The sequence below is a fragment of the Psychromonas hadalis ATCC BAA-638 genome (genome assembly GCF_000420245.1).
Taxonomy (GTDB): Bacteria; Pseudomonadota; Gammaproteobacteria; order Enterobacterales; family Psychromonadaceae; genus Psychromonas; species Psychromonas hadalis.
This window is the reverse complement of the sequence record NZ_ATUO01000121.1, coordinates 1-11117: the sequence shown is the minus strand read 5'-3', so window position 1 is coordinate 11117 and position 11117 is coordinate 1. Positions and strand designations below refer to the sequence as shown.

Here is an 11117-nt window from a genome sequence, read left to right as displayed (position 1 = left end):
TGATTCCCCTTCTGTAGAAAAGCCCCAAGAAAAACACCCTAAAATAATAAAACCAATCGCTATTGCGAAAGTTACGATTGAACACAAAAAAACGTACCACGAAAATGGCCAATTGGCTTGTATATACCCATGATACTTCAAGATGCAAAGGCAGCAAGGCAAATTGTGCCAAGGTGCTAGGCATAAAATTGAAGTATAGTTATTCTACATAGAGATTTTATAACAACGCAGATTGGTGCAATTTGCCTTGCCCTACGGGGCGAAAGCTCAAAAACCAGCCCAGCGTTGTAACATTCAAAAAGTGAATAACAATTACCTCATGTTACGCCTTGTTCTGATTATCGAGCTTGTGCCTGACAAAGCATCTTGAGGTAACATGGGTATAATTACCTACAAAGATAATGTAAAAGTGAGTAAAGAAAGCTTCACCTATTATCAAACAGGTGAGCTTTCTATTCAGACCACTTTTGTTAATGGGTTAAAATCAGGCACAGTAAAATACTACTCAAAAAATAGTGACGTCTGGCACACAGAGCAGTATCTACACGGCAAAAAACATGGTTTCTCTATCTCCTATTACTCGCCAAAGTCCATGGCTAAAAAAGGGCACTTTAGCCATGGCCTGATAGAGGGCGTTCAAGAAGCTTTTTTACGTGATGGCAAACGTTCAGATAAATGGCTCTACAAACAGGGTAAGCGGCTTTCTCATTTTAAATTTCAATACTTTAAAAATGGTCATTTACAATACCTACATAGCTATCAAAACGGTAAAAAGAACGGACTTTCTAACACCTATAATGAAAGTGGCCAGCTACTTATCAGTACAAATTATAAACATAATTTACGTCATGGTAAAACACTGCAATTTTATAAGAATGGTCATATAAAATCTGAAAAACGCTATCAAGAAAATTTACAGCATGGTGGCAGTAGCGGTTACTTCCTAACGGGTGCGTTGCAGTGGCAAAGTCACTATCACTCTGGATTGCGAGAAGGGATTTATAAAGAGTATTATCAAAACGGACAGCTCAAAAAACAGATCAGTTATCATGGTGATCAACAAAATGGCCCAAAACGTTTTTTCCATGAAAACGGTTTTTTAAAGTATGAGCTCACTATGAAAAACTCTAAAGCCGAATGGCTTATTAAAAGAGTTTGATGACAAAGGCCATTTAAAATTAACTCAGCATTATACTAATGACAAAATAACCGAAAAAAATGGCAGTTTTCTTAACGGTTACTTAGGCTGGTTAAGTGAGCATGATATGAAAAAACTGATTAACTAACGCTTAAAGTTATCTAATATAATCCCTGTTGCCATTGCCACATTAAGTGATTCCGCTTGACCAAAACGGGGGATGGTAATTTTATCTGAGATGAACGCTTCAATTGGGGCTGATATGCCATGAGACTCACTGCCCATAACGATAAAAGCAGTGTCACTTAACGTGGCTTGATGAATATTTTTTCCCTCTAAAAAAGCACCATAAATGGGTTTGATTTGTACTGATAAATAAGTTTTTAAATCAACATGAGAAACATTGACTCGTGTAAATGATCCCATGGTAGCTGCAATTACTTTCGGGTTATAAAAATCGGCACAATCGGGACTACACACCACATTTTTAATACCATACCAATCTGCAACACGTAAAATAGTCCCTAAATTCCCTGGGTCACCCACCTGATCTAAAATCAGAATCAGTTCATTCTCAGATATTTCTGGTAATGTAAATGTTTTACACTCAACAATCGCTAACACACTATTATTAGAGAGTAGTGTGCCCGCTTTTTTCAGCTCCTCTTCACTCGCTTCAATGGTTAAAGTCACTAAACCATGCTCTGTTAATAAACGCGCATTACTGTTGATATAAGTTGGGGTCGCAAATAGCTGTTTAATAACAAAATTTGAGTTAAATAACTCAGCGACATTTTTTTCACCTTGCACCAAAAACAGACCCTTTTTTTGGCGCTGTTTTTTAGACTCAAGGGCTTTGATAAGTTTTAACTGATTTTTAGAAATCATCATTTTTCCAACTATTTATAAGTAACAACACATAACTGTTTAGTACGTAACAATACATAGCTTTTTATAAGTAACAGCACATAGCCGTTTAGTACGTAACAACACATAGCTGTTTATAAGTAACAACACATAACAACAGCATCTTCGCGGCCACTTCCACAGGGGTAATAAGCTTTACGAATATCTACTTCTACAAAACCCAGTTTTTGATAAAGATGAATAGCCGCTTTATTTGAAGTGCGTACCTCAAGCCAGATCTCCTGTTGATCTTTCTCACGTGCGTAACGTAATAAAAACTGTAATAGGCACTTCCCATAACCTAGCCCCTGCTTTTCAGGCGAGATAGCAATATTCATTAAGGTCACTTCCCCCGCAACGGAGCTTGCAACAAAATACCCCACCACCTGCCCATCTTTTAATAAAAGATAGTTGAAGTAACGTTGCCCAAAGTTACTTAAAAATAGTTTTTCAGACCAAGGATGCGTATGTGATTGTTGCTCGATGTGGCAAACTGTTTGAATATCTGCAAACCCCATTGGCACAATATCTATCTTGTTAATGCAACTCACAAAACTGCTCCCAAAGTTGTTTTTTGGCTTGTGGCTGCGTGACAAGTTCAGCAATAGTAGGAGAGATTAGCAAAGCATGACCACTTGGCTGATTGACCTCACCGAGTGTTGACCAGATAAGCTTCGGCAGGTCGCCCTGTTGGTTTTCAAACTGCTCCATGGTGCAATAACAAACCTCTGCTTTTTTGAGTTCAAAAGCACTTAAAATAGCGGAGGTTAAAGGGTGAGCAAACTCCTCCTCAGCACAGACCATTAATAACTTACACCCACTAAGATCTAACATTGGAAAACCACACCCCTTACTAAATAGTGCAGGCTTGCGGACTTGCCAATGAGTTATCCCCATCTCTTGCAGATAAAGTGCTTTTTGATGCAACATAATGAGCCTTAAAATTAAAAACAGATCACATAATAACACTGAATAAAAAAGATCCTAAAAGAAAAAGATCTTGATCATATCTCCCATTGCTCATCTTGACAACGTTCCCATTTATAACCATTATTAGGAATTCTAATAGCAGTTTAATTGAAAAAGTCAAACTTTTATCTGTATTTAGAAAAAAGGAATTGTCTGACAAGTTTTGTGTCGGAACAAATGGAACTATACCTAGGATTGGTATATTAATATAAGGAATATTTTTATGTTTAAAAAAACAAGACTCTCTACCTTAATCGGCTTAAGCATTGCAGCCAACGCTTATGCAATGAATCCACAACCAGATCCACAAAATCCAACAGGTTATATCGTATCAGCGCAAGAGATTCAAACAGCTGAAAATGCGAAAACACCAGAGCCTATGTACGATGCATGGGCAAAGGCACTCGAAACACGCCGCAATGCAATCGTTGAAACAATTGAACCTGGCTTATCAACAAATCCCGAAAATGTTAAACGTGTTGAGCGTGTATTCCCACAAGTAGAATGGGATTTTCTAACACAGATGGCGGCACCTGAGTACACCTACACACGTTTCTTACGTGCAATTGGTAAATTCCCCGCATTTTGTGGTGAATATACTGATGGCCGTAATTCAGACTTCATCTGTAAAAAATCAATTGTGACCGCCTTTGCTCACTTCGCGCAAGAAACTGGCGGGCATATCTCTACCGATAACGTATTTGATAATCCACAACGTTTAGAAGAATGGCAACAAGCACTGGTACACGTTCGTGAAATGGGCTGGTCTGAAGGTCAAGAAGGCTACACAACAGGTTGCGGTCAAAATGATTGGCAAAATGCACGCTGGCCTTGTGCTACCGGTCAAGGCTACTTTGGTCGTGGTGCAAAACAGCTTTCTTACCACTTTAACTACGGCATGTTCTCTGAAGCGATGTTTAGCGGTGACGCGACAGTATTACTTGATAATCCGGGATTAGTAGCAGATTCTTGGCTAAACCTTGCCTCTGCAATCTGGTTCTTCTTAACACCTCAAGCACCAAAACCTGCCATGTTACATGTTATTGACCGCACTTGGTCTCCTTCTGAACGAGAGACTGCAGCGGGTATTACTTATGGGTTTGGTACCACTATTAACGTGATTAATGGCGGCATTGAATGTGGTGAAGTTAATAAAACGAAAGGTCAACCTGTTAACCGTATCCGTTATTGGGAAGGACTCTCTGAGCATTACCAAATTCCTGTTGAAACAGATGAAGTAAATACCTGTTGGCAACAAACACCTTACGGTAGCATCAACTTAAATGGCGCAACAGATGTGCTTTATACTAACTGGGATGGTAACTGGAAGTACTACTCAGACCGCCCTGAAGGTCAATCTTTTGAGTGTGAATTAGTCGGTTTCCAAACCGCTTACTCTGCACTTGTGCCAGGTGATTATGAGAAGTGTGTGACTAACTTCTACAGCTCACATGCGAACTGGCCAACAGTACGTGTAGTAACCGATCTTGTCATCACACCAACACCTGATCCAACGGATCCGAATACTGGCGCAGGCTCTTGGGACGCGAACACAGTTTATACCGGTGGCGATCAAGTTAACTATGAAGGTGCTACTTATGAAGCAAAATGGTGGACTCAAGGTAATCTCCCTACAACAGGAGGTCCTTGGAAGTTAGTTGGCGATGCACCTACGCCAACGGCAATACCAACAGTAACGCCAACGGCAATACCAACGGTAACGCCAACGGCAATACCAACGGTAACGCCAACGGCAGTACCAACGGTAACGCCAACGGCAGTACCAACGGTAACGCCAACAGGTGATACATGGAATGCCAGCACTATCTACAACTCAGGCGATACCGTCGTTGTTAATGGTGTAACGTATAAAGCACAATGGTGGACAAAAGGTGAAAATCCTACCACTACAGGTACATGGGGCGTTTGGAAAAAGGTTTAATTAAACTTTCCTAAATTAACCTCATAAAAAATCCTCAATCTTTTTCAAGGTTGAGGATTTTTTAATTACAGCTTACAAAGTAACTAGACTTAAGCGATAAAAAACTGCACATTCAGGCACTAGCCTAGACTTACTCAGAATATTCAAAGTAACTTGCTTGTTAAAAATAACTTGTATCAGGCGACCTAGTTCAGCACAATGATGCTTTATCCACATATAAAATAAAGGATTATTATGATCTCTAAATGGGCTGAACGATTTATTCAAATGGCAGAGTTAGTTGCTTCATGGAGTAAAGATCCCTCCACACAAGTAGGGGCTGTAATAACCGAACATAACCGCATTGTTTCATTAGGCTTTAACGGTTATCCCCACGGTATCTCCGATAGTGCAGAAACCGATAGCCGCGAACTAAAATTACTTAAAACCCTACATGCAGAAGAAAATGCCATCCTTTATGCAAAACGAGACTTGGCGGGCTGTGAGATTTGGGTAACCCATTTCCCCTGCCCGAACTGCGCAGCAAAAATAATTCAAACAGGCATTAAAGCGGTACATTGCCCAGAGCAAAGCGAAGATTTTTTATCACGCTGGGGTGATAAAATTAAACTCAGTGAAACCATGTTTAAGCAAGCAGGTGTCCGCGTGCAATGGTTATCAAGAAAAACAGAGGGCTAATCAGTGAAGGCGAAACTATTATTTCACCTTCACGATTGAAGTGGTTAAAACGAGATTTACATTAATACACAGTTTAAAACCAACCAAAGAAAGCCAAAATATTATCTTTAAAAATAGAGGCTAAGGGTATTTATTTCCTCACCAATAGAACAACTTAAAATTTAGACTGTTTTACAAACGTAAAAAAGTAAATACCATACCTACCCGCTCGGGAAGTTTTACAACTATATTCATTCATTAACTTGATTAAGTCAAAATATAATCTAATTTAAGTATTACTATTAACTTAAAAAAGGAAATACCATGTCTAAAACACATATCTCCCGTTTACTACTTGTTGCTTCACTCTTTCTGTTACCCACTAGTTTACAAGTTTTTGCAGCCGAGAAATCGATAGAAACCAAAATCGTAATGACTCACGCCGAAAAAATAAACATCAACCAAGCAAACAATCAACAGCTCGCTGCAATTAAAGGAATTGGCACTAAAAAAGCACAAGCTATTATTGACTACCGCGACGCTAATGGCGACTTTGTTAGCCTTGAAGAGTTGGTAAAAGTGAAGGGGATAGGCAAAAGTACACTAACAAAAATAACACCGTTTGTATCATTGTAAAAGATGTGAAACTAAAGCTTCACTTCCAAACGATGGATGTGAAGCTGTAATCTGACTCTGTTACAGACAACCTAAATATTCTCGTTATTTAAAGTCGTGCTAATAAATAAAAAATAATTTTTGTCCATTAAGCCTCTACTTGGTTAGCCTTCCAAACTAAATCACCAATACCATCCGTAGGATTAAAACCGACAGGCGCTGATAGCAATATTTCTCTGATCGCTTCATGATCAAACTGATGACAAGCATCCTCTAAACGCGATAATATCTGCTTATATTCTGGATAAGAAAGATAACTTTCATTGGCACACATGCGCACTGCCCATCACATCATCCCCGATTAATAATTCCTCAAAAAGCTTTTCTCCAGGACGTAAACCGGTAAATTTAATTTCAATATCTCCGAGTGGATTTTCTGCAGATTTCACCTCTAAACCAGAAAGCTTAATCAAATTTGTTGCGAGATCTACAATACGAACAGGCTCGCCCATATCCAGTACAAAAACATCCCCGCCTTTGCCCATTGCCCCAGCCTGAGTTTTGGGGGATTATAGTTAAATCACCTGCATTTTTTAAAAAGTAGAGCCAGTTATCTTGTAAACGGAGGCATTCTTGCTCTTGTTTGTTGAATTTATTTAATTCTAAAAATATAAGTTCAATGTCATTACTGTAATCTGAAAAGTCCTTTTTATTTAGCACCTTAAAATTATTAACGATGTCATCATTATCATCAAAAATATCAACAATAGTCAGTGATAACAGGATTAAGTAAGTCGTAACGATCTCCTTTTACGAATTGAATAGAGTCGTTTTTAGCAGCATTAAATAAGATACGCTTTTCAAAACCTGGATGGCTTAATACCTGCATCTCAATGATAACGGCATTGTCATTATTTAATTTGGCTTTTACATCATTTCATGCCTTTTAGCTGTGAAATATTGTAAGAGTCTACTATCTCTCAATCTATTATTTGGTTGTTATCATCGAAGTCGACAATGTAGTTTAAAAATGATATCAAGCGAGTTTTGGAATCAAATACTGCCAAATACTTTTTTTGAATACAAAGTCTATTCTAACATCTAAAAATTTCATGCTTTACTCCAAATTTAAAATGACTGGGGGCAGGTTTTGTCTTTTGCTTTATCTTGTAAACAACTCAAAAGAGGGCAGAGCTTTATTAAAAAACAAAGCATCTTATACGGGGATTATTATAATCTTGGTCGTGTTTTGACTGTATGGTTTTTTATAAAAGGCAGGACACTCATACTTTTTTAAAGAAAATATCTTGTCAACGAATCACACGGATTACGCTAATTTAAAAATCAAAGGGTTAAGAAGATAAATAAACCGAGGGTCACTTTGACCGGTTGACGAAAATCACGTATTACAAAGAGTTGATTTATTAAAGTTGTGTGTGACATAAGGCTTCTCATTAGAAAAAGAAGAGTATGATCGCAAAATAAGCAGATATTTTTTTTGAAGAACAGTTGATCTCAAGCCTCATTAATAACACAACAAAAAAACAACGCAAAAAAATCAACACAAAGGTGAATATTTGCAATTTCTCCCTTCAGAGCCCCAGATATTGCACCTCCAAAATCATTAAGTTACCCTCCGAAGAGTAAAAATTATACATTAAAAACCACTAGAGAGTTATTGCTAAATCACGTAAAATACACGGTTAAAATTAGGACTGAATTAGAAGTGAGAATATGAACAAGCAGTGGTTTATTGTTTATTGTAAAAGCCGAGAGGAAGAGCGTGCTTTTCAAAATTTACATAATCAAGGGATAGAATCTTTTTTTCCTAAAATCAAGAAAGAGAAAATAAGCCGTGGTAAAAAGATAATTTGTGAAGAGTCACTCTTTCCCAATTATTTATTTATCCATATCGGTCAAGAAGATATCAATTTTAATCGTATTCGTTCAACACGTGGTATTAATGACTTTATCCGCTTTGGGGGTAAAATTTCCACAGTTCCAGACACTTTAATGCAACAATTGAAGAAAATATGTTACGTCTTAAATGATTTAGAAGTCGATAAGCAATCACTGTTTAAAAATGGTGATAAGATCGAAATAATAAAAGGTGCTTTTAAAGGGGCAACGGCCATATTTTCTTGTGATGATGGTTTAGCTCGTTCGATGTTACTGCTTAATATTTTAAACCAAGATAAGAGCATCTCTTTTTGTAATAAAGAGATTAAAAAAATCTAGAGGAAAACATGGTACTTCATCAATTCCAAAATTTGCGTTTAGCGCAAGCATTTTCAGATTATTTAACGTTGTTAGATATCAAAAATAGTATCTCCCATGATAACTTTAGTTATCAGTTGATACTTGCTGATTTAACAGAGCAAACAAAAGCAGAGATGGAGCTATCACTGTTTTTACAAAACCCCAATCAAGAAAAATACTTTTCCGCAAGTTGGCAATCGGGTAATACTGACACACCACGATCTGAATTGGCTTATGAAAATTCTCATCTAATCAGGAATTTCACTCAACACGCGGGTTGGTTAACACACACTATTTTTATAGTCTGTCTGTTTATTTACGCAATTTCCGCACTCGGATTCTTTCAGCCTATGCAGTCGCCTTTGGCATTTTTCACACATCAACCCTTTGATTTTACAGAAAGTTGGCGATTTATCACCCCTGCTTTTTTACATTTTAGCGCTCTGCATATTGTCTTTAATCTACTTTGGTGGTGGCAATTAGCAGGGGTTGTCGAAAAGCAACAGGGAAAGCAACGCCTGTTATTGATTTTCCTCTTTAGCGCTATCGCATCTAACCTTGCTCAATACTTTTTAGTCAGCCCTTACTTCGGTGGTCTAAGTGGTGTTGTTTATGGTTTGGTGGGGTATTGTTGGCTATTTGGTGTATTAAACAAGAACAGTAAAGTCAATTTGCCAAATAGTTATTTTGTTTTTCTGTTGGTTTGGTTACTGTTTGGTTTTGTGGATCTACTACCTATCAATGTGGCAAATTATGCACATTTGGTTGGTTTATTAGCAGGGCTTTTTTTAGCCTTTGTCAGCAGTAAATTAAAGCTTAGTAAAAAGCAGCAAAGGTGAAACTAACGTTTCACTTCCATAAAAAGATCGTACATTTGTTGGAGTGATCTGATTTTTGAGGAAGTGATAATTCAGTTTACTCAATTATTGATAAAGGAACTTGGTGAAAAGCAGATCTTCCAGCGGTTTTTTACCCGTTTCTGCAAAAAGTAACTCATTAACTTCATCCAAACAGCGCTTGCGTATCCCTTCTCGTTCAGAGATCAATTTCACCATCATCTCTGTTTGTTGTCCAAAGATGGTAATTATTTTATCTCTGATTAACGGTTCATGGTTCTCAACAACCGCGTAATTACTTTTTGATTTCACCATTAGTTCTACGGTAAGTCGCACAAAACCAATGCGTTTACCCGGCTTTATATAATTGGTAATAATGTCTGGTTCAAGCTGGAAATATTGATAGTCATTTTGAATCTCCTCGATAGGTGCCTCTTCTGCGGTTAAAAACGAGGAGATAAACGATAAACAAAGCACACATAAAAGCGCTCTTTTAAACATGGTATTTTCCTTTAGCTAATTTTTTTTGATATGAAGTAAGATACAATAGCAAACAATTACTTTTTTTTCATGTTTCCCAAAGGTATTCATGCGTTATAATATTCTTCCTTTCGGCTCCCTGACGAGCTGGATTTCAGAAACTAAACTCCCTCATTGTAGTCGTAATATTGCATCTTGGCTTTATGATCATAATTCGCTCACTAAAAAACTAGAATCTCAATGCAACTCTTTTTATGTTGTTATTAAACAGCAGGTTACCGTGAAACCGAACTGTCTACCTTACACTTTTTTTAAAAGTGAAGATAAAATCTTAGTGCGTGAAGTATTTTTATATTGTGATAACAGACCCGTGGTCTTTGCACAAACTGAAATCCCCTTTTCCACTATTACTGAACAACAGGAAGAATTGGCTGAAATTGGTGAACAATCACTTGGAAAAATACTCTTCCAAGATCCAAGCATGTTACGTGGCCAGATAGAGGTAACAGAGTTTAAACAAGGCTCTCTCTTTCACCAATTGGCAAATGATCTAAAGCAATCAGTAGACCACTCATTATGGGCAAGGCGTTCACTCTTTTATCTCAATAATAAACCTCTTTTAGTCAGCGAGTTGTTTTTGCCTGCATCAGGTATATACAAAAATGATTAATAAACAAAAATTCCAAGCATACGTACAGTTAATGCGTATTGATAAACCGATCGGTTCCCTGTTGCTATTATGGCCAACATTATGGGCGCTTTGGGTAGCAGCAAAAGGCGTGCCTGATTTAAGTGTATTAATTGTTTTCACACTCGGTGTCTTTTTAATGCGCAGCGCAGGTTGTGTTATTAATGATTTTGCCGATAGGAAAGTAGATGGCTTTGTAGAGCGCACTAAACACCGCCCCCTGCCCTCTGGTCGTGCGACCAGCCGTGAAGCTATCGTTCTATTTCTAATACTTACCTTAAGCTCTTTTTTATTGGTATTAAGCCAAAATTGGCTAACCATTCAACTCTCTGTCGTGGGTGTTTTATTGGCTTTTTCATACCCTTTTATGAAGCGCTTTCCCCCCCTGCCACAACTTGTTTTGGGCATGGCGTTTGGTTGGGCAATTCCAATGGCTTACGCGGCACAGGCGAATCAAGTAGACAATATTGTCTGGTTACTATTTATGGTGAACATATTGTGGACTATCGCTTACGATACTATGTATGCGATGGTTGACCGTGACGATGACCTAAAAATAGGAATAAAATCTAGCGCTATTTTATTTGCAAAACAGGACAAGTTAGTTATTGGCCTTTTGCAAATAGG

Annotated in this window: 13 protein-coding genes and 3 pseudogenes; 9 read left to right on the top strand and 7 right to left on the bottom strand. The window is 37.8% G+C overall.

Features of this window, described 5'->3' with window-relative positions; genetic code table 11:
• Positions 1 to 376: 376 nt before the first annotated feature.
• Positions 377 to 1159 (top strand): toxin-antitoxin system YwqK family antitoxin, encoded by a 783-nt coding sequence (locus tag G322_RS0113865; RefSeq protein WP_022942348.1) that lies wholly within the window; start codon positions 377 to 379, stop codon positions 1157 to 1159.
• 123 nt (positions 1160 to 1282) lie between these two features.
• Here G322_RS0113865 and G322_RS0113860 read toward each other — a convergent pair whose 3' ends face one another.
• The 3 genes from G322_RS0113860 to G322_RS0113850 all read right to left on the bottom strand — a co-directional run bounded on the left by G322_RS0113860 (position 1283) and on the right by G322_RS0113850 (position 2974).
• Positions 1283 to 2026, bottom strand: coding sequence for a TrmH family RNA methyltransferase (locus G322_RS0113860; protein WP_022942347.1), 744 nt, complete (start codon positions 2024 to 2026; stop codon positions 1283 to 1285).
• Between the two features lie 113 nt (positions 2027 to 2139).
• Positions 2140 to 2595: a ribosomal protein S18-alanine N-acetyltransferase gene (gene rimI / locus G322_RS0113855; protein WP_022942346.1), complete on the bottom strand. Its 456-nt coding sequence runs from the start codon at positions 2593 to 2595 to the stop codon at positions 2140 to 2142.
• Positions 2582 to 2974, bottom strand: a complete 393-nt coding sequence (locus G322_RS0113850) for a DNA polymerase III subunit psi (protein WP_022942345.1) — start codon at positions 2972 to 2974, stop codon at positions 2582 to 2584. Before G322_RS0113850 ends, rimI begins: the two co-directional genes overlap by 14 nt.
• A 262-nt stretch (positions 2975 to 3236) precedes the next feature.
• Here G322_RS0113850 and G322_RS0113845 point away from each other — a divergent pair.
• The 4 genes and pseudogenes from G322_RS0113845 to G322_RS0113835 all read left to right on the top strand — a co-directional run.
• A pseudogene (locus G322_RS0113845) lies at positions 3237 to 4673 on the top strand (chitinase); the annotation flags it as partial.
• A gap of 24 nt (positions 4674 to 4697) precedes the next feature.
• On the top strand, positions 4698 to 4955 hold the full coding sequence (locus tag G322_RS24855; protein ID WP_425413898.1) for a carbohydrate-binding protein: 258 nt from the start codon (positions 4698 to 4700) through the stop codon (positions 4953 to 4955).
• A 234-nt stretch (positions 4956 to 5189) separates the two neighbouring features.
• Positions 5190 to 5633 (top strand): dCMP deaminase family protein, encoded by a 444-nt coding sequence (locus G322_RS0113840; RefSeq protein WP_022942343.1) that lies wholly within the window; start codon positions 5190 to 5192, stop codon positions 5631 to 5633.
• Positions 5634 to 5936: 303 nt separating this feature from the next.
• Positions 5937 to 6248, top strand: coding sequence for a ComEA family DNA-binding protein (locus G322_RS0113835; protein WP_022942342.1), 312 nt, complete (start codon positions 5937 to 5939; stop codon positions 6246 to 6248).
• Positions 6249 to 6375: 127 nt separating this feature from the next.
• On the opposite strand, the gene G322_RS23460 is transcribed toward G322_RS0113835, so the two are convergent.
• The 3 genes and pseudogenes from G322_RS23460 to G322_RS24850 all read right to left on the bottom strand — a co-directional run.
• Positions 6376 to 6561: a hypothetical protein gene (locus tag G322_RS23460; protein WP_022942341.1), complete on the bottom strand. Its 186-nt coding sequence runs from the start codon at positions 6559 to 6561 to the stop codon at positions 6376 to 6378.
• A gap of 19 nt (positions 6562 to 6580) precedes the next feature.
• Positions 6581 to 6784: pseudogene (locus G322_RS23455) on the bottom strand (polysaccharide biosynthesis protein); the annotation flags it as partial.
• A pseudogene (locus tag G322_RS24850) lies at positions 6693 to 7149 on the bottom strand (PD-(D/E)XK nuclease family transposase); the annotation flags it as partial. The pseudogenes G322_RS24850 and G322_RS23455, both read right to left, overlap by 92 nt.
• An 812-nt stretch (positions 7150 to 7961) precedes the next feature.
• Between G322_RS24850 and rfaH the strand changes: the two are divergent.
• Together rfaH and glpG are read left to right on the top strand one after the other, a co-directional pair.
• A complete protein-coding gene (rfaH, locus tag G322_RS0113820) occupies positions 7962 to 8465 on the top strand; it encodes a transcription/translation regulatory transformer protein RfaH (RefSeq protein ID WP_022942339.1) in 504 nt (167 codons plus the stop codon).
• 8 nt (positions 8466 to 8473) lie between these two features.
• Complete coding sequence (gene glpG / locus G322_RS0113815) at positions 8474 to 9325, top strand: rhomboid family intramembrane serine protease GlpG (protein ID WP_022942338.1); 852 nt, start codon at positions 8474 to 8476, stop codon at positions 9323 to 9325.
• A gap of 84 nt (positions 9326 to 9409) precedes the next feature.
• Here the strand turns inward: glpG and G322_RS0113810 are convergent, their stop codons facing one another.
• Positions 9410 to 9823: a flagellar basal body-associated protein FliL gene (locus tag G322_RS0113810; protein ID WP_022942337.1), complete on the bottom strand. Its 414-nt coding sequence runs from the start codon at positions 9821 to 9823 to the stop codon at positions 9410 to 9412.
• Positions 9824 to 9911: 88 nt separating this feature from the next.
• On the opposite strand from G322_RS0113810, the gene G322_RS0113805 reads away from it, so the two are divergent.
• Both G322_RS0113805 and ubiA read left to right on the top strand, forming a co-directional pair.
• Positions 9912 to 10472 (top strand): chorismate--pyruvate lyase family protein, encoded by a 561-nt coding sequence (locus G322_RS0113805; RefSeq protein WP_022942336.1) that lies wholly within the window; start codon positions 9912 to 9914, stop codon positions 10470 to 10472.
• Positions 10465 to 11117: 4-hydroxybenzoate octaprenyltransferase (gene ubiA / locus G322_RS0113800; protein WP_022942335.1), on the top strand; the 653-nt coding region annotated here is incomplete at its 3' end. The genes G322_RS0113805 and ubiA, both read left to right, overlap by 8 nt.